Here is an 18523-nt window from a genome sequence, read left to right on the forward strand (position 1 = left end):
TGAACATGTAGGCAAAAGCCTCAGCAGACGCGACAGACGGTGTAAAGTTGCCTTTGGTCGTGCTAGCTTAATGTCACTTGTTTTTTGCGTGGGTAAAACGCCTGTCAGAACATAGAGTTGGCGCCACGTGTTAAAGGCCTTTGAAGCCTTTGTTTTCAAGCATATTTTTTATAGAGGCACGGGATTACATGGAAATCGGTCTGCGCGAGTGGCTGATCGTCATCGGCATCATTGTCATCGCCGGTATTCTTTTCGACGGCTGGCGCCGCATGCGCGGCGGCAAGGGCAAGTTGAAGTTCCGTCTGGACCGTAGCTACGCCAACGCCCCGGACGACGACAGCGGCAGCGCCGAGGTGCTAGGCCCTGCGCGTGTGCTGGAAACCCACAAAGAACCCGAGCTGGACGAGTCCGACCTGCCGTCGGTGAGCGCCCCTGCGCGCGAACGGGAGCGCGAGCGCGAACCCAAGCCGGCCAAGGCCAAGCGCGGCAAGCGCAACCACAGCGAGCCGCAGCAGGGTGACCTGAACCTGGCCGCCGAGCCCCGTGAGCCCGACCTGTTCGAGGGTGGCGACGACGACTTCGCCGCCGACAACACCCGCGCCAACGGTTTCACCGCGCCGAGCACGCCGGCCAAGGAGCTGCCGCCGGCCGAGGAAGTGCTGGTGATCAGCGTCATTTCCCGTGACGAAGGTGGCTTCAAGGGCCCGGCACTGCTGCAGAACATCCTCGAAAGCGGCCTGCGCTTCGGCGAGATGGACATCTTCCACCGTCACGAGAGCATGGCCGGTCACGGCGAAGTGCTGTTCTCCATGGCCAACGCGGTCAAGCCCGGCGTGTTCGACCTGGACGACATCGACCACTTCAGCACCCGCGCGGTGAGCTTCTTCCTCGGTCTGCCTGGCCCGCGTCATCCCAAGCAGGCCTTCGACGTGATGGTGGCCGCCGCGCGCAAGCTGGCCCATGAGCTCAACGGTGAACTCAAGGACGACCAGCGCAGCGTGCTGACCGCCCAGACCATCGAGCACTACCGCCAGCGCATCGTCGAGTTCGAGCGCCGCGCCCTGACCCAGAAACGCTGATGTGTACGAGCGGGCGGATCCAGCCTCGATCCGCGCCGCGATGATTCAAGCAAAAGAGCAGCCAGGGGCTGCTCTTTTGCTTTGCAAGAGAAGACGACCCCATGAACGCCGAATCCCGAATCCATGCCCTGCGCGCCGAACTCGACCAGCACAACTACCGCTACTACGTGCTCGACGAACCCAGCGTGCCCGATGCCGAATACGACCGCCTGTTCAACGAGCTCAAGGCACTGGAGGCCGAGCACCCGCACCTGGTGACCCCGGACTCGCCGACCCAGCGCGTCGGTGGCACGGCGTTGGCGGCGTTCAGCCAGGTCCGTCACGAAGTGCCCATGCTCAGCCTGGGCAACGCCTTCGAGGAAGACGACCTGCGCGATTTCGGTCGCCGCGTGGTGGAGGGCCTGGATCTGCCGGGCGGCGAACAGGCGGCGGTGGACTACAGCTGCGAGCCGAAGCTCGACGGCCTGGCGGTGAGCCTGCTGTACCGTGATGGCCAACTGGTGCAGGGCGCCACCCGCGGCGACGGCACCACCGGCGAGGACATCAGCGCCAACGTGCGCACCGTGCGCAACATCCCGCTCAAGCTGCAGGGCGAGGGCTGGCCGGCGGTGCTGGAAGTGCGTGGCGAGGTGTACATGAGCAAGGCCGGTTTCGACCGGCTCAACGCCGCCCAGGCCGAGGCCGGCGGCAAGACTTTCGCCAACCCGCGCAACGCCGCGGCCGGCAGCCTGCGCCAGCTGGACTCGAAGATTACCGCCAGCCGTCCGCTGGAGTTCTGCTGCTATGGCGTCGGCCAGGTGTCCGAAGCCTTTGGCGACAGCCATATCGGCATCCTCGAGAAGCTCAAGACCTGGGGGCTGCCGATCAGCCGCGAGCTGCGCCATGCAGCCGGTATCGATGAGTGCCTGGCCTACTACCGCGACATCGGCGCCCGCCGCAACGGCCTGCCCTACGAAATCGATGGCGTGGTGTTCAAGGTCAACAGCCTGGCCTCCCAGCGTGAACTGGGCTTCCGCGCCCGCGAGCCGCGCTGGGCGATCGCCCACAAGTTCCCGGCCATGGAAGAGCTTACCGAGGTGCTCGACGTCGAGTTCCAGGTCGGGCGCACCGGCGCGGTGACCCCGGTGGCGCGGCTCAAACCGGTCAAGGTGGCCGGTGTGACCGTGTCCAACGCCACCTTGCACAACATGGACGAGATCGCCCGGCTGGGCCTGCGCATTGGCGACACGGTGATCATCCGCCGTGCCGGCGATGTGATCCCGCAGGTGATGCAGGTGGTGCTCGACCGCCGTCCGCAGGACGCCCGGCCGGTCGAGGTGCCCACGCAGTGCCCGGTGTGCGGCTCGCAGGTCGAGCGCACCCAGCTGGTCAAGCGCAGCAAGGGCAAGGAAACCACCAGCGAAGGCGCGGTGTACCGTTGCGTGGGGCGCCTGAGCTGCGCCGCCCAGCTCAAGCAGGCGATCATCCACTACGTGTCGCGCCGGGCCATGGACATCGACGGCCTGGGCGAGAAGAGCGTCGAGCAGTTGGTCGACGAGAACCTGATCCGCTCACCGGCCGATCTCTACCACCTGACCTTTGACCAGGTGGTGGCGCTGGAAGGCTTTGCCGAGGTGTCGAGCAACAAGCTGCTGGCCGCCATCGCGGCGAGCAAGCGTCCGAGCCTGGCGCGCTTCATCTATGCGCTGGGCATCCCCGATGTCGGCGAGGAGACCGCCAAGGTCCTGGCCCGCTCCCTGGGCAGCCTGGCGCGGGTGCAGGTGGCATTGCCGCAGGTGCTGACCTACCTGCCGGATATCGGCCTGGAAGTCGCCCACGAGATCCACAACTTCTTCGAGGACGCGCACAACCGCGAAGTCATCGCACAGTTGCTGGCCAGCGGCATGCAGTTGCAGGACGAGGGCGAGCTGGGCGCCGAGTTCGCCGCCAGCACCACGCTGGCCGGCATGCTCGCCAAGCTCGACATCCCCTCGGTCGGGCCGACCGGCGCCGAGAAGCTGGTAGACAAGTTGGGCACGCTGGACAAGATCATCGCCGCCGATGGCATCGACTTGCGCCAGGCCCTGAATACCAAGGCCGCTGACGGCGTGCGCGAGTTCTTCAAGGTCGAGGCCAACCAGCAACTGGCCCGTGCCATCGAGGCCCAATTGCTGGAATTCGGCATGCACTGGTCGTGCGAGAAGAAATCCGCCGAGGGCTTGCCGTTGGCCGGGCAGACCTGGGTGCTGACCGGCACCCTGGAGCGCATGAGCCGCGATATCGCCAAGGAGAAGCTGGAAAGCCTGGGGGCCAAGGTGGCGGGCTCCGTGTCTGGCAAGACCCACTGCGTGGTCGCCGGACCCGGCGCTGGCTCCAAGCTGGCCAAAGCCGCTGAGCTGGGTGTTGCGGTAATGGACGAGGAGACGTTCGTGGGCTTCCTGGCGGAGCGTGGTATCAGCGTCTGACCCCGCAGGTCTTATCGCGGGGCAAGCCCGCTCCCACAGGTGATCGTGCGTGGGAGCGGGCTTGCCCCGCGATAGTTTTGCCACAAGTCCTTGAGAAATGATGGTTTTTTCACGTTCAGAGGTTGTAACTTCGCCCCGGCGCTGTACAATGGCGCGGCTCGTCAGCTGACGAGCCGTCGTGGTGGCCCCATCGGTCCCCCCGCATTGATTACCCGTTAACCTGGTCAGGCCCGGAAGGGAGCAGCCATAGCGGGAACATCGAGTGCCGGGGTGTGGCTGGTGGGGCCGCCTCCATTTTGGGCGCAGGGATTTTCCGGCGTACCTGTCAGGCGTCACTCATCAGACGCGTTTCTTTACACCCTCGCACAGTTTTCCGCCTGCACGATCCCGCGCAGCGCCTTATCATGCATCCCATCGTGTTGGCCATTCGGCCAGGAGATAACGACCGTGGAACATGTCGACGACCTCACCCGTCAGAAGATCCGCGAGTGGCAGCTGCGCCGCCTGGAAATCAAGGACCAGATGGCCGCCAGCCCCGAGCGTGTGCTGGAGTTGTCGCAGGTGCTCGACCAGATGGAAGAAGAGCATGAGCGCATCCTCGAGGCAGCGGTCGTGCCTGTGGCAGTGACGGCTGATGCGGCGGCCTTCGAGTTGCAGGTGCAGGTATCGGCGCACTCGGTGCGTGACTTGCGCAAGCTGCTGGAACTGGCCCTGCATGAGCTCGATGGCGTACTCGACGCCCCGCAGGCGGGTGTCAGCTATCCCGGCGACATGGCCGGGTCGTTGGGGGCCTACCGCTTCGAACTGGTGGTGGGGCAGGCCGCTGAATCCGACAAACCTTGAGTGATCCCCGGACCCGTACCGACATGCAGCCCGAGCACTTCGACTTTTCCCATCCGGTGTACCTGCCGGTCAGCGCAGAGGTGTGCCAGGCCTTGCTGCAGGCCGAGGGCGCGCCTGCGCTTGACGCACTGGGCGAGCCGGAGCTGGCGGCCGTGCTGGTGATCCAGAACCTGGCCCAGGCACAGGGTCAGGTCGATGCGCGGGCGGCGGAAAAGGTGCTGGGCAAGCTGTTGGCGTGGGCGGTCGATGGCAGGCACTCGCCTGGCGTGGACTTGCTGTCCGAGGCCCGTCGGCTGTTCGATGCGCGCAAGCTCTATTTCGGCCTCGAGGTGATCAAGGGTTCCAAGCTGCGCCTGCTCGATGCCGAACAGGTTCAGGCGCGGGAGTACCTGTTGGCGGACGGCAAGTGGGATTTCGACTACCGCATTCGTCTGCATCACAGTGACAACCCGTTCAGCCAGCGGGTGGCCACCGGCTTTGACAGCGAGCGCTGGCTGACCGTCGAGCAGGACAAGCTGCTCAAGGTCATCCAGGCCAACCTCGACGAGGACATCCATGTGCAGGGCTATGCCGGGATCGGCAAGAGCTATCTGCTCGGCGCGCTGATGGAATGCCTGCCCCGTGGCCGGGTGCTGGCTTTGGCGCGCACGCCGGCCAAGCTCGGTACCCTGCGTCGGCGCATGGGGCTGGATGCCCAGGCCAAGGTCGGCATGACCTTCGGCCAGTTCGCCCGGGCCTTGCTCAAGGATACCCGGCCGGTTCCCGCCCGGACGGCGCAGCGCGGACCTGGCAAGCGCCGGCTGGCCGAAGAGCTGGGGATCGTCGGGCTGCGCCAGTACGACGCCGAGCACGCACTGGATATCTGCCTGGAAGTGCTGCGCAACTATTGCGAGTCGCGGGACTACAGCCTGTCCAGCCGCCACCTGCCGCATTTTCGCCAGGCGCTGTCCGGCCTCGATGCCCAGGTGCTGCTCGAGTACGCCAGCCGCCTGTGGCGTTACCTCGAGGCGCAGCCGGCCTGGGGCGCGCAGAGCGGGTTCGAGGCGTTGCTGCTGCTCAAGCGTGCCAGCCTGGGCGGCTGCAGCGTGCCCGGGCGTTTTAGCCACGTGATCATCGACGAGAGCCAGGACGTGCCGGCCTCGCTGCTGCAGGTCATCGAGCGTGGCCGCCAGGTGTTGATCACCCTGGGCGACGAATACCAGAAGGCCACCGGCGAGGTGGTCAGGCGCGAGCGTCAGGTGCGCCAGAAGGACATGGCCTTCGCCGTGCGCTCCGGGCCCAAGGTGGAGCGCCTGATCAACCCGTTGATCGGTGTGCACTCGAAAAAATCCAAGGTCGCGTTCGAGGCGGCGCGGCATGTCGATGTCGGCATCGAGCACTTCCCCGAAGGTTATGTCCCGCCCGAGGGCTGCGTGGTGCTCACCGCCTCGCGCTGGGACACGATGCGCTGGGCCATGGAGATGGCCGAGTCCAACTGCCTGCTGAACTTCCCCGACTGGCCGGACATGCGGCGCTTCATGGTTACCGCGATTGGCCTGTTCAGGGCGGCGTTCTATGCGCCGGGGCAGGACGCCGAAGGGCCGCATGGGTACTTCGCGCACCTGCTCGACTGGCAGCAGGTACGCGAGTCCGAGCGCTTCGATGCCGCGTTCCAGTGGGTCGAGGCGCGGCTGGAGGCGGGTTTCAAGCTTGCCGACCTGACCGGTCTGGATGCGCGCGTCGCCGCGCAGCCCGCCAGCCTCACGCTGTTGATGGCCGAGGAGGCCGGTGGCCTGGAGTTCGATCAGGTGCTGTTGACGCCGGAGCTGATGACCACCCAGCGCTTCAAGGACGCCTACGCCTTCGATGCGCGGATCTGCGCGGTATACATCGCCCTGTCGCGGGCGCGTCGGCAGTTGTACCTGCCCTATGACGTGGAAGAGTGGATCAACTACCACAAGGGCCAGCCGTTCCGCGAGTTGCACGGCTACTGAGCCCGCTGTCGTACGCTGGCCTGGCGGGCCTTATCGCGGGGCAGGGCGACTCCCACGCTTGCCCTTGCTGGCTGACACCTGCATCAGCCGCTGGAAGGTCGGGCATTGCAGGTGGTTCTCCTCGGGGCACACTGCCGCATGCCGCAACCCTTTGCTCATCGCCTGCAGGCGCTTGATCCTCTGCTCGATCTCATCGGCCTTGGCCAGCAGCAACGCTCGGTCGACCCGTTGCTCGTCCAGCATCGCCGCCACTTCGTCCAGCGAAAAGCCCGCCGCCTGACCCAGGGCGATCAGGGCCAGGCGTTCTGGTGTATCCGCCGGAAATTGCCGGCGCTGGCCATGGCCGGCGAGTGATGTGAGCAAGCCCTTGTTCGCGTAGTAACGCAATGTCGACGCCGGCACTCCGGTGCGCCTGGCGACATCGGCAATGTCCATCGCGGCTCCCTTGACTTGAAGTTGACTTCAACTTGCATGCTGCTCGGCATCGACCACTCCGTCAATCTGCCAAGGGCTTTCGACATGAGCGTTTCTTCTCTCGCATTTTCCATTTTGCTTATCGGCATCGGCGCCACCCTGGTCATGGACCTGTGGACCCTGCTGCTCAGGCGCCTGGGCATCACCACCCTGAACTACGCGATGGTCGGGCGCTGGGTTGGCCACCTGTTCGCGAGGCGCTGGCGGCATGCGGCGATCGGCAAGGCCGCGCCGGTCAGGGGGGAGCTGGCGTGGGGCTGGTTGCTCCACTACGCCACGGGGCTGGTGTTTGCGGCGCTGCTGGTGGCTATTGCAGGGGAGGGGTGGTTGCAGGGGCCGCTTCTGTGGCCCGCGTTGCTGTTCGGGGTGGTCTCGGTGCTGGTGCCGCTGGTGGTGGTGCAGCCGGCATTGGGTGCAGGGTACTTCGCTGCGAATACGCCATCGCCCTTGAAGAGCTGTCTGCGCAGCCTGGTGACGCATTGCGTGTTCGGGATCGGCCTCTACCTGGCGGCGCTGGGTGTCGTGGCAGCAGGTATTTGAGGCCCTTCGTCATCGGCGAACTGGCGGGTCTGGCGATCATCGGTATACCGCTCGACGATTCGCTGCATTTCCCCGGATTGCTTGATCCGCACCAGCGCCCTGAGCACACCTTGGGTCGGTAGTTGGGGATCGTTGCGCACCATGCAGCCCAGCGCTTGCTCTTCCAGCACGGCCAAGGCTTGCAGGCGTTGCCCCGGCGGCAGGGAGCGGTTGTACCACTGCAATGACAGCTGGTTGCTGATCGCGTGGCGAAAGCGTCCGGCCTGGAGCTTCTGCAGGGCCAGCAGCTGGTTGCGGCTGTCCTCGCGCTGCAGGCGGCCCTGGCTGAACAGGGGTTCCAGGGTGGGGTAGGTGTAGCCGAGCACGGTGCCGATGGCCTGGGGCGGCAGTGCTTCCGGGCGGGTGGGGCCGCTGTCGCCGGGGCGGCCGATCAGCAGGTCGCGCTGTTCGATGATGGGGATGCTCCACAGGTAGTCGCCCGGCCGGTCGGTCAGCCACTGGGTGGAGACATAGCAGCGCACGTCGATTTCACCGGCCTGCATCGCCTCCTGCAGGCGCAGGCGGGCCATCACGTGGTACTGCGGGCGGGCGTCGGTCTCCCGGGCAATGGCCTGCATCAGCTCGAAAAGGATGCCTTCCACCGGTTGCTGGTCCTCGGTGCGCATCAACGGCATGCTCCAGCTTTCGGCGACGGAAAAGCGCAGCACCGGCGGTTGCGCCAGGCCGTGGGTGGTCCACAGCAACAGGATGGCCAGGACTCGCCGCACGCCTCATCCTCCCTGATCCGCCGCCGGTGTGCCCGTTACTGAGCTTAGACGAGATCGGCAGGGTGCAATTTCGGCCCCGCTCCGCTAGCATTAGCGCTCTTTCCGCCCGCTCCGGTCACGATGGTTTTTTGATGAGTTATCAGGTTCTTGCACGTAAATGGCGTCCGCGCTCGTTCCGCGAAATGGTCGGCCAGACCCATGTGCTCAAGGCTTTGATCAACGCCCTGGACAACCAGCGCCTGCACCACGCCTACCTGTTCACCGGTACCCGGGGCGTGGGCAAGACCACCATCGCGCGGATCATCGCCAAGTGCCTGAACTGCGAGACCGGTATCACCTCCACGCCGTGCGGCACCTGCTCGGTGTGCCGGGAGATCGACGAAGGCCGTTTCGTCGACCTGATCGAGATCGACGCCGCCAGCCGCACCAAGGTCGAGGACACCCGCGAACTGCTCGACAACGTGCAGTACGCGCCGAGCCGCGGGCGCTTCAAGGTCTACCTGATCGACGAAGTGCACATGCTCTCCACCCACTCGTTCAACGCCTTGTTGAAGACGCTGGAAGAGCCGCCGCCCTACGTCAAGTTCATCCTTGCCACCACCGACCCGCAGAAGCTGCCGGCGACCATCCTGTCGCGCTGCCTGCAGTTCTCGCTGAAGAACATGAGCCCGGAGCGGGTGGTCGAGCACCTGACCCATGTGCTGGGCGCCGAGAATGTGCCGTTCGAGGAAGACGCCCTGTGGCTGCTCGGTCGCGCCGCCGATGGCTCGATGCGCGACGCCATGAGCCTGACCGACCAGGCCATCGCCTTTGGTGAGGGCAAGGTGCTGGCCGCCGATGTGCGGGCGATGCTCGGCACCCTCGACCATGGCCAGGTGTACGGTGTGCTGCAGGCCTTGCTCGAAGGCGATGCCCGGGCACTGCTGGAGGCGGTGCGCGACCTGGCCGAGCAAGGGCCGGACTGGAACGGCGTGCTGTCGGAAATGCTCAATGTGCTGCACCGGGTGGCCATCGCCCAGGCGCTGCCCGAGGCGGTCGACAACGGCCAGGGCGACCGTGAGCGCGTGCTGGCGCTGGCCCAGGCCCTGCCGGCCGAGGATGTGCAGTTCTATTACCAGATGGGCCTGATCGGTCGTCGCGATCTACCGTTGGCGCCGGACCCGCGTGGCGGCTTCGAAATGGTCCTGTTGCGCATGCTGGCGTTCCGCCCGGCCGACACCGACGATGCGCCGAAGCCGGTACTAAAGCCGGTGGGGATCAGCCAGGCCACAGCTGATCCGGCCCATCCGGTGGCAGCGGCGGCTGTGGCCGTGGCGCCGCCCGTTGCTGCCAGCCCTGTCGCTGAAGCGGTCGCGCCGGTGCCCGTGGCTGAGTCACCCGTACAGCCCGAGCCGCCAGTCATCGACGGGCCGGCCGTTGCCGAGGTTGTCGATGCACCGCAACCGGAGCCAGAACCCGAGCCGCAGCCCGTCGAGGAGGTCATCGACCTGCCGTGGGAGGAGCCCGCTGCCGCGCCAGCGCCGGTTGCGCCCGAGCAGCCGCCCGAGCCTGCACCTGCGGTCGAAGCCGCCAACCCGCAGCCAGACTACGACGAGCCGCCATTCGATCCGTCGGCCTACAGCCCGGCGGGCATGGAGCGCGATGACGAGCCGCCGGCGGACGAGGACTACTACGCGCCCGACAGCGACCCGGCCGGCTTCAGCTATCTGGATGAGTTAGCCGAGCACGTGCAGGAAGAGGCGCCCGCCCAGGCGCCGGAGCCGCTGCCAGCGGCCATGCCCGCGACCGGCCTTGCCCTGCAATGGCTGGAATTATTCCCACAGTTGCCTGTCTCCGGTATGACAGGCAACATCGCCGCAAACTGTACGCTGATCGCCGCCGACGGTGATGACTGGCTGCTGCACCTGGACCCGGGGCAGGGCGCGCTGTTCAACTCGACGCAGCAGCGCCGGCTGAACGACGCGCTCAACCAGCAGCTGGGCCGCGAGATCCGCCTGAAGATCGAGCTGATCCGCCCCGAGCAGGAAACCCCGGCCCAGGCCGCCTCGCGCAAGCGCGCCGAGCGCCAGCATGACGCCGTGGTGTCGATCGAGCAGGATCCGCTCATCCAGCAGATGATCCGGCAGTTCGGCGCGACGGTCAGGCAGGATACTATTGAGCCTGTAGACGCCCTGGCCAGCCAGGGCCAATGAACGGATAACCATGCGGCCCGCCTGTGCCGGGCCGCATCACATGACCCAATCGAGGTATTCCCCATGATGAAAGGTGGCATGGCCGGCCTGATGAAGCAGGCCCAGCAGATGCAGGAAAAGATGCAGAAGATGCAGGAAGAGCTGGCCAACGCGGAAGTCACCGGCCAGTCCGGCGGTGGCCTGGTGAGCGTGGTGATGACCGGTCGCCACGACGTCAAGCGCGTCAGCATCGACCAGAGCCTGATGTCGACCGACGCCGACGACAAGGAAGTGCTCGAGGACCTGATCGCCGCCGCGCTGAACGACGCCGTGCGCAAGATCGAGCAGAGCAGCCAGGAAAAGATGGGCGGCATGACCGCTGGCATGCAGCTGCCACCTGGTTTCAAGATGCCGTTCTGATCCGGCTCACGCTGCACAATGGGGAGCAACGGCCAAGCGGTCGTTGCTCCCTTCTTCGTTCTGTTTACCGACTGACAGGCCTGCCTAGATGAGCTTCAGCCCCCTGATCCGCCAACTGATCGACGCCCTGCGCATTTTGCCCGGTGTAGGCCAGAAAACTGCCCAGCGCATGGCCCTGCAGCTGCTCGAGCGCGACCGCAGCGGCGGCACGCGCCTGGCCCAGGCCCTGAGCCAGGCCATGGAAGGCGTCGGCCACTGCCGCCAGTGCCGGACCCTGACCGAGCAGGAGCTGTGCCCGCAGTGCGCCGACCCGCGCCGCGACGACAGCCAGCTGTGCGTGGTGGAGGGGCCGATGGATGTGTACGCTGTGGAGCAGACCGGCTATCGCGGCCGCTACTTCGTGCTCAAGGGGCACCTGTCGCCGCTCGATGGCCTGGGGCCTGAGGCGATCGGCATTCCGCAGTTGATGGCGCGGATCAAGGAGCAGGGGACCTTCAGCGAGGTGATCCTGGCCACCAACCCCACGGTGGAGGGGGAGGCGACTGCCCACTACATCGCCCAGCTGCTGGCCGAGAAGGGCCTGGCCGCCACGCGCATCGCCCATGGCGTGCCGTTGGGCGGGGAGCTGGAGCTGGTGGATGGCGGGACGCTGGCCCATGCTTTCGCGGGGCGCAGGCCGATTTCGCTTTGAAGCTTCAAGTTGCAAGCTACAAGCGGCAAGTAAAAGCGGTTATGCGCTGACCTGCTTTTACTTGCAGCTTGAGGCTTGCAGCTGCTTTTAATATTCGCTCAGGGAAAACTCGGTCAGGCAGAAGGTCGGAACCCCGGCCGCCTGCAGGCGGCGCGAACCTTCCAGCTCCGGCAGGTCGATGATCGCCGCCGCCTCGAACACCTGGGCGCCGGTGCGACGCACCAGGTTGGCCGCGGCCAGCAGGGTGCCGCCGGTGGCGATCAGGTCATCGAAGATCAATACCGAGTCGCCATCGCACAGGCTGTCGGCGTGCACTTCCAGGAAGGCCTCGCCGTATTCGGTCTGGTAACCCTCCGACAGCACGTCGGCCGGCAGCTTGCCTTGCTTGCGGAACAGGATAAGTGGTTTGTTCAACTGGTGGGCGATGATCGAGCCGATCAGGAAGCCCCGCGCGTCCATGGCGCCGATATGGCTGAACTCGGCTTCGACATAGCGCTCGATGAACTGGTCGGCGACATAACGCAGCCCGCGCGGCGACTGGAACAGCGGGGTGATGTCGCGGAAGATCACGCCCGGCTTGGGGAAGTCCACTACCGGGCGGATCAGGGCTTTGAGGTCGAAGGTGTCGCTGTGCATGGGCGGGTATCCTGGAAAAACTCGGCGCCAGTATACCCTGTTCACAGGGCGATCAGGCTTCGAGCGCTCCACCGGCCAGCGCGCACAGCTGGATCGGGTCGAGGATATGCACTTCCTTGCCCTCGGCCTTGAGCAGGCCGTTCTGCTGGAAGCGGGTGAACACCCGCGACACGGTTTCCACCGCCAGGCCCAGGTAGTTGCCGATCTCGTTGCGCGACATGCTCAGGCGGAACTGGTTGGCCGAGTAGCCGCGGGCGCGGAAGCGCGCCGACAGGTTGACCAGGAAGGTGGCGATGCGCTCGTCGGCGGTCTTCTTCGACAGCAGCAGCATCATCTGCTGGTCGTCGCGGATCTCGCGGCTCATCACCCGCATCAGCTGGCGGCGCAGCTGCGGCAGCTGCACCGACAGTTCGTCGAGGCGCTCGAAGGGGATCTCGCACACCGAGGTGGTTTCCTGGGCCTGGGCCGACACCGGGTAGGCCTCGGTGTCCATGCCCGACAGGCCGACCAGCTCGCTGGGCAGGTGGAAGCCGGTGATCTGCTCTTCGCCGGCATCGCTGAGGCTGAAGGTTTTCAGGGCGCCAGAGCGGACCGCATAGACCGAGCCGAAATTGTCACCCTGGCGGAACAGGAACTCGCCTTTCTTCAACGGGCGGCCGCGTTTGACGATTTCATCCAGTGCATCCATGTCCTCCAGGTTCAGGGACAGGGGCAGGCACAGGGGGGCCAGGCTGCAATCCTTGCAGTGGGCCTGGTTGTGTGGGCGCAGTTTTACTGGCTCGGACATTTCTTTCGATCCTTGTGGGAAAGCACACATAAGCCGTAAGGATAACCTGCGGCATGGGCTGTAGGCCAGTGTGCGCATTTTTGGTGCACGCTAGCGACGGTGCGGAAGGTGTGTTCCGCCACCGTTCAACTGTCCATAGTGTGCCTCGAAAGGCGGGCTGTCCATGCGGTGAAACGCCTCAATCGCCTCAGATCACCCGGGAAAAACGCTGGCGATTCTGCTGCGCGAGGTAGGCGTCGAACACCATGCATACCGAGCGCGCCAGCAGGCGTCCGGCCGGCAGGATGCGGATGCCTTTGCTGTCCAGGCTGATCAGGCCGTCGCGCTGCATGGCTTGCAGCTGTGGCCACAGCTCCTTGAAGTAGCCACGAAAATCGATGGTGAAGGCCTGCTCGAACGCCTCGAAATCCAGTTCGAAGTGGCAGATCAGTTGCTGGATCACCGCCCGGCGCAGGCGGTCGTCCTGGTTGCACAAAAGGCCACGCTGGGTCGCCAGTTGGGCGGTGGAGAGGGTGTCCTGGTAGGTGGTGAGGTCGCTGCTGTTCTGGCAGTACAGGTCGCCGATCTGGCTGATCGCCGACACGCCCAGGCCGATCAGGTCGCAGTGGCCATGGGTGGTGTAGCCCTGGAAGTTGCGCTGCAGGGTGCCTTCCTCCTGGGCGATGGCCAGCTCGTCGTCGGGCAGGGCGAAGTGGTCCATGCCGATGTAGCGGTAGCCGGCGGCGGTCAGTTGGTCGATGGTGGCGTGGAGCATTTCCAGCTTGGCCGCCGGCGCCGGCAGGTCGGCGCTGTCGATGCGCCGCTGGGGCATGAAGCGCTCGGGCAGGTGTGCGTAGTTGAATACCGACAGACGGTCAGGCTGCAGGCGGATCACTTCCTCGACAGTGCGGGCGAAACCTTCCGGGGTCTGCTTGGGCAGGCCGTAGATCAGGTCGAGGTTGATCGAGCGGAACTGCAGGGTGCGCGCCGCCTCGATCAGGGTGCGGGTCTGCTCCAGGCTCTGCAGGCGGTTGACTGCGCGCTGCACGGCCGGATCGAGGTCCTGCACGCCAAGGCTGACGCGGTTGAAGCCCAGCTCGCGGAGCAGGCCCATGGTCGACCAGTCGGCTTCGCGCGGGTCGATCTCGATGCCGTAGTCGCCGGAGTCGTCGTCCAGCAGGTGGAAGTGCTGGCGCAGGGTGGCCATCAGCTGGCGCAGTTCCACATGGCTGAGGAAGGTCGGCGTGCCGCCGCCGAAGTGCAGCTGCTCGACCACCTGTTTCGGGTCGAGGTGGCAGGCGATCAGCTGGATCTCCTGCTCCAGGCGCTGCAGGTAGGGCGCGGCGCGGCCACGGTCCTTGGTGATGACCTTGTTGCAGGCGCAGTAGTAGCAGATGTTGGCGCAGAACGGCACGTGCACGTACAGCGACAGCGGACGCGTGGCGCGGCGGCTTTCGCGCAGGGCGTGAAGCAGGTCGAACGAGCCCACTTCGCCGTGCAGTTGCACGGCGGTCGGATAGGAGGTGTAGCGTGGCCCGGCCAGATCGTAGCGACGAATCAGGTCGGCGTCCCAGCGTAGGTCGTCGAGCATGTGGGTGGTCCCCGGATAGAGCTGCAGTGTCCGGAGTCTAGGGGCGGATGTAAGAAGTCGTGTTGATTTGTATCAAGGTGAGTTGGCGACCGTCGCGGGGCTGGCGTGGGAGCGGGCTTGCCCCGCGATCAGTGCCCCATCAACCAGTGTTGATGCGGCCCTGGCAATGTCCACAGACCAAACAGGATCACGAGCAATCCGCCAGCCACGCGCACACCGCGCTTGCGCAACAGGGCGCCGACGCGCTCCGCCGCGAGCCCCGTGGCCAGCAGCACCGGCCAGGTGCCGACACCGAACGCCAGCATCAGCGCCGCGCTGTGCAGCGCATCGCCCTGGCTCGCCGCCCACAGCAGGGTGCTGTACACCAGCCCGCACGGCAGCCAGCCCCACAGGGCACCCAGCAGCAGGGCGCGAGGCAGGCTGGACACCGGCAACAGGCGCGTGGCCACGGGTTGTACATGGCGCCACAGGCCGCGCCCGAGCGCCTCGATACGGGTCAGGCCGCTCCACCAGCCGGCCAGGTACAGGCCCATGCAGATCAGCAGCAGCGCCGCGATGACGCGCAAACCGATGGCCAGCGGGCTGCTGGCCAGCGCCACGCCGGCAAGGCCCAGCAGCAGGCCGGCGGCGGCATAGCTGAGGATGCGCCCGAGGTTGTAGGCCAGCAGCAGGCGCAGGCGTCGGCCGCGCTGCTCGGGTGGGATGGCCAGGGTCAGGGCGCCCATCAGGCCGCCGCACATGCCCAGGCAGTGGCCACCGCCGAGCAGGCCCAGGACCAGCGCCGAGCCCAGGAGCGGAATCAGTTCAGGCACGTGGCGCGGGGTCCTTGTCGTCGGGCTGTTCGTCGCGGGGCTTCACGGCAGCCTGGTGGCGCGGGTCCTGGTCATCGAACAGGATGCTGTGGGCCGGGCCTTCGAGGTCGTCGTACTGGCCGCTGTCCACCGCCCAGAAGAAGATGTACACGGCGACGCCGACCAGCAGCAGGGCGGCGGGGATCATCACGTAGAGGGCGGGCATAGCGGTTTCCTTTCGAGCGACGCCGGCTCGCGCCCGGTAGGCGCCGCATCGGCGGGCAGCCGGGTCAGGCGCAGGGCGTTGAGCACCACGATCAGCGAACTGACCGACATGCCGATTGCCGCCCACACCGGGGTGATCCAGCCGAGCGCGGCGAACGGCAGCATGAGGCCATTGTACAGCGTCGCCCAGAGCAGGTTCTCGACAATGTTGCGGCGGGTCCGGCGGGCCAGGTCGAAGGCCTGCACCAGCGCCTGCAGGCGGTTGGACAGCAGCACCGCGTCAGCGCTGGTCTTGGCAAGGTCGGTGGCGCTGCCCATGGCGATGCTGATGTCGGCGGCGGCCAGCACCGGCACGTCGTTGACGCCGTCGCCGAGCATCAGCACCTTGCGGCCCTCGCCTTGCAGGGCCTTGAGGCGGGCGAGCTTGTCGTCCGGGCGCAGGCCGCCGACGGCCTGGTCGATGCCCAGTTGCGCGGCCACTTCGGCGACCATCGGCGAGCTGTCGCCGGACAGCAGCAGCGTTTGCCAGCCCCGGGCCTTGCAGGCGTTCACCAGGTCCTGGGCGTCGTCACGCAGGCGGTCGTCCAGGGCGAACCAGGCCAACGGCCCTTGCCGGTCGCCCAACAGCAGCCATTGCCCACGCGGTTCCGGCACGGCGGGCACCTCGGCGCCGCTGAGGGCGCAGACGAAGGCGGCCTGGCCGATGCGTAGGCGTTGGCCGGCCAGTTCGCCTTCCAGGCCCAACCCAGGCATGGCATTGACGCTTTCGGCGGCCTGGGCGGCGCGGCCGAAGGCGCGGGCGATGGGGTGCTCGGAGCGGTTTTCCAGGGCGGCGGCCAGCGCCAGGCATTGGTCGCCGTCCAGCCGACTCAGCGGGCGCACGCTGCGCAAGGCCAGGCGGCCCTCGGTGAGGGTGCCGGTCTTGTCGAAGATCACCGTGTCGATCTGGTTCAGCCCCTCCAGCACATGACCTCGGGTGATCAACAGGCCGAGCTTGTGCAGGCTGCCGGTGGCTGCGGTGAGGGCGGTCGGCGTGGCCAGCGACAGGGCGCAGGGGCAGGTGGCGACCAGCATGGCCAGGACGATCCAGAACGCCCGTGGCGCATCCAGTTGCCACCAGACCACGCCGATCACGGCGGCGGCCACCAGGGTGAACAGCAGGAACCACTGCGAGGCGCGGTCGGCGATTTCCGCCAGGCGCGGTTTCTCCGACTGGGCACGCTCCAGCAGGCGGACGATGGCCGACAGCCGCGAGTCCTGTCCCAAGGCCTGGACTTCGACGGTGAGGGTGCTTTCGACGTTGAGGGTGCCGCCGGTCACCCGGTCGCCGACACGGCGTGCCAGGGGTAGGTACTCGCCGGTCAACAGCGATTCGTCGACGCTGGAGCGGCCGTCGAGGATCAGCCCGTCGGCCGGGATCACCGCGCCGGGCAGCACCTGCACCCGGTCGCCACGCTGCAGTTCGCCAAGCAGGATGCGCTCGCCCTGGCCGCTGGCGTCCAGGCGCAGGCACGAGGCTGGCAACAGGTTGACCAACTGCGCGGTGGCCGCCGCGGTGCGCTCGCGGGCGCGGCGTTCGAGGTAGCGGCCGGTGAGCAGGAACAGGGCGAACATGCCGACGGTGTCGAAGTACAGCTCGCCGCTACCGGTGATCGCGGTCCAGATCCCGGCGCAGTAGGCCAGGGCGATGGCCAGCGACACCGAGACGTCCATGGTCAGGTGGCGGGTGCGCAGGTCGCGGGCCGCGCCCTTGAAGAACGACGCGCAGCTGTAGAACACGATGGGGGTGGTGAGGAACAGCGCGACCCAGCGCAGGATGGTGTGCAGCTCGGGTGACAGGTCGATGTTGAATTCCGGCCAGGTGGCCATGGTCGCCATCATCGCCTGGAACCACAGCAGCCCGGCCACGCCCAGGCGGCGCAGGGCGCTGCGGTTTTCCCGGGCCAACTGTTCGGCGGCCTGGTCGGGCTGGTAAGGGTGGGCGGCGTAGCCGATCTGGCGCAGCTCGGCCAGCAGCCTGGACAGCGGCAGTTGCTGGTCGTCCCAGCTGACCAGCAGGCGGTGGTTGGACAGGTTCAGGCGGGCGTCGTCGACGCCGGGCAGGTTGCGCAGGTGCTTCTCTATCAGCCAGCCGCAGGCGGCGCAGCTGATGCCCTCGACCATCAGGATGGTTTCGGCCAGTTCGCCTTCGTGGCGCACGAAGGATTGTTGCACGTCGCTGCGGTCGTACAGCGCCAGTTCATCCTGGAGCTGGCGGGGCAGGGCCTCGGGGTTGGCGCTGGTGTCGCTGCGGTGCTGGTAGTAGTGCTCCAGGCCGCCGGCGACGATGGATTCGGCCACTGCCTGGCAGCCGGGGCAGCAGAACTGTCGCGGTTCGCCGAGGACCACGGCGGTGAAGCGGCTGCCGGCGGGGACGGGCAGGGCGCAGTGGTAGCAGGGGGTGGGGTGGGTCATCGACATCTCTTCTTGCCGGTGCGGGCTCGTGGGAGCGGGCTTGCCCCGCGATGGGCCCGGGATACTCGTTTTCAGGCCCGGCCCCATCGCGGGGCAAGCCCGCTCCCACGAGGTGTGGTGATATCGCCGTTACTGGTGCTCGGCACCTTGCAACGCTTCGTCCCCCAGCTGCAAGGTCACCCCATGCTCGACCTTCTCTTCCTCGAACAATCGCCACACATGCTCATCCTGGCTGCCCAGCAACTCGACGAAGCGCCGCCCCTGGACCTTGTCGTCGAGCTGGCCGACATAGCGGCCTTGCTCGGTACGGGTCAGCGGCACCTTGCGGTCCTTGTCCGGCTGGGTCGGCGAGATCAGGTTCAGTTCCAGCGTCTGCGGGTCGCTGTTGCCGGTCAGGCGCACCTCCACCTCGCCGGTCAGCTCGTCCAGGTGCACGCTGGCCTTGAGGTTGAGGGTCTGGGCCAGCAGTTCGCGATCCAGCGAGCGGTTGATGCCCTTGCCGGCCTCGTAGTAGTTGTCGTTGACCAGGTTGTCCGGGTTGCGCACGGCAATGCTGACCATGGTCAGGCTCAGGCACACCGAGGTGGCCAGGATGCCGATGATGATCCAGGGCCAGAGGTGCTTGTACCAGGGGCTGGCGGCGGTGGCTGCAGGCATT

Annotated in this window: 17 protein-coding genes and 1 other RNA gene; 9 read left to right on the top strand and 9 right to left on the bottom strand. The window is 66.5% G+C overall.

Features of this window, described 5'->3' with window-relative positions; all coding sequences use genetic code 11:
• The first annotated feature begins 188 nt into the window (after positions 1-188).
• The 5 genes from zipA to HU751_RS25860 all read left to right on the top strand — a co-directional run bounded on the left by zipA (position 189) and on the right by HU751_RS25860 (position 6339).
• The gene (gene zipA / locus HU751_RS25840; protein ID WP_050706588.1) at positions 189-1079 is read left to right on the top strand and encodes a cell division protein ZipA; all 891 of its coding nucleotides are present in this window, start codon (positions 189-191) and stop codon (positions 1077-1079) included.
• Positions 1080-1180: 101 nt separating this feature from the next.
• Entirely contained in the window at positions 1181-3523 is a 2343-nt protein-coding gene (ligA, locus tag HU751_RS25845) for an NAD-dependent DNA ligase LigA (RefSeq protein WP_186732898.1), read from the top strand.
• Between the two features lie 188 nt (positions 3524-3711).
• Positions 3712-3808, top strand: an RNA gene (gene ffs / locus HU751_RS25850) — signal recognition particle sRNA small type.
• A gap of 162 nt (positions 3809-3970) precedes the next feature.
• Positions 3971-4366 (top strand): hypothetical protein, encoded by a 396-nt coding sequence (locus HU751_RS25855; protein WP_186732897.1) that lies wholly within the window; start codon positions 3971-3973, stop codon positions 4364-4366.
• Between the two features lie 23 nt (positions 4367-4389).
• Complete coding sequence (locus HU751_RS25860) at positions 4390-6339, top strand: hypothetical protein (protein WP_186732946.1); 1950 nt, start codon at positions 4390-4392, stop codon at positions 6337-6339.
• Between the two features lie 30 nt (positions 6340-6369).
• Here HU751_RS25860 and HU751_RS25865 read toward each other — a convergent pair whose 3' ends face one another.
• Entirely contained in the window at positions 6370-6774 is a 405-nt protein-coding gene (locus HU751_RS25865) for a helix-turn-helix domain-containing protein (protein ID WP_050706584.1), read from the bottom strand.
• A gap of 84 nt (positions 6775-6858) precedes the next feature.
• Here HU751_RS25865 and HU751_RS25870 point away from each other — a divergent pair, with 84 nt between their 5' ends.
• A complete protein-coding gene (locus HU751_RS25870; protein ID WP_186732945.1) occupies positions 6859-7353 on the top strand; it encodes a DUF2938 family protein in 495 nt (164 codons plus the stop codon).
• Here the strand turns inward: HU751_RS25870 and HU751_RS25875 are convergent.
• Complete coding sequence (locus HU751_RS25875) at positions 7314-8120, bottom strand: transporter substrate-binding domain-containing protein (RefSeq protein ID WP_186715616.1); 807 nt, start codon at positions 8118-8120, stop codon at positions 7314-7316. The two genes, HU751_RS25870 and HU751_RS25875, sit on opposite strands and share 40 nt — an antisense overlap.
• A 131-nt stretch (positions 8121-8251) precedes the next feature.
• Here HU751_RS25875 and dnaX point away from each other — a divergent pair, with 131 nt between their 5' ends.
• The 3 genes from dnaX to recR all read left to right on the top strand — a co-directional run bounded on the left by dnaX (position 8252) and on the right by recR (position 11402).
• Complete coding sequence (gene dnaX / locus HU751_RS25880; RefSeq protein ID WP_186732896.1) at positions 8252-10312, top strand: DNA polymerase III subunit gamma/tau; 2061 nt, start codon at positions 8252-8254, stop codon at positions 10310-10312.
• Positions 10313-10375: 63 nt separating this feature from the next.
• Positions 10376-10711, top strand: coding sequence for a YbaB/EbfC family nucleoid-associated protein (locus HU751_RS25885; protein WP_023632783.1), 336 nt, complete (start codon positions 10376-10378; stop codon positions 10709-10711).
• An 88-nt stretch (positions 10712-10799) separates the two neighbouring features.
• Positions 10800-11402: a recombination mediator RecR gene (recR, locus tag HU751_RS25890; protein WP_186732895.1), complete on the top strand. Its 603-nt coding sequence runs from the start codon at positions 10800-10802 to the stop codon at positions 11400-11402.
• Between the two features lie 87 nt (positions 11403-11489).
• On the opposite strand, the gene HU751_RS25895 is transcribed toward recR, so the two are convergent.
• The 7 genes from HU751_RS25895 to HU751_RS25925 form a co-directional block, all read right to left on the bottom strand.
• Positions 11490-12038 (bottom strand): adenine phosphoribosyltransferase, encoded by a 549-nt coding sequence (locus HU751_RS25895; protein ID WP_038705708.1) that lies wholly within the window; start codon positions 12036-12038, stop codon positions 11490-11492.
• Between the two features lie 52 nt (positions 12039-12090).
• On the bottom strand, positions 12091-12825 hold the full coding sequence (fnrA, locus tag HU751_RS25900) for a Crp/Fnr family transcriptional regulator FnrA (RefSeq protein WP_011533044.1): 735 nt from the start codon (positions 12823-12825) through the stop codon (positions 12091-12093).
• A 187-nt stretch (positions 12826-13012) separates the two neighbouring features.
• Positions 13013-14395, bottom strand: coding sequence for an oxygen-independent coproporphyrinogen III oxidase (gene hemN, locus HU751_RS25905; protein ID WP_186715619.1), 1383 nt, complete (start codon positions 14393-14395; stop codon positions 13013-13015).
• A 128-nt stretch (positions 14396-14523) separates the two neighbouring features.
• Entirely contained in the window at positions 14524-15207 is a 684-nt protein-coding gene (locus tag HU751_RS25910) for a sulfite exporter TauE/SafE family protein (RefSeq protein ID WP_186732894.1), read from the bottom strand.
• A complete protein-coding gene (gene ccoS, locus HU751_RS25915) occupies positions 15200-15412 on the bottom strand; it encodes a cbb3-type cytochrome oxidase assembly protein CcoS (protein ID WP_186732893.1) in 213 nt (70 codons plus the stop codon). The genes HU751_RS25910 and ccoS overlap by 8 nt, the downstream gene beginning before the upstream one ends.
• Positions 15394-17865: a heavy metal translocating P-type ATPase gene (locus HU751_RS25920; protein ID WP_225933409.1), complete on the bottom strand. Its 2472-nt coding sequence runs from the start codon at positions 17863-17865 to the stop codon at positions 15394-15396. Before HU751_RS25920 ends, ccoS begins: the two co-directional genes overlap by 19 nt.
• A gap of 129 nt (positions 17866-17994) precedes the next feature.
• A complete protein-coding gene (locus tag HU751_RS25925) occupies positions 17995-18522 on the bottom strand; it encodes a FixH family protein (protein ID WP_186732892.1) in 528 nt (175 codons plus the stop codon).
• Position 18523: the final 1 nt, after the last annotated feature.

This window comes from Pseudomonas peradeniyensis, from assembly GCF_014268935.2.
In the GTDB taxonomy this organism is placed as follows: Bacteria; Pseudomonadota; Gammaproteobacteria; order Pseudomonadales; family Pseudomonadaceae; genus Aquipseudomonas; species Aquipseudomonas peradeniyensis.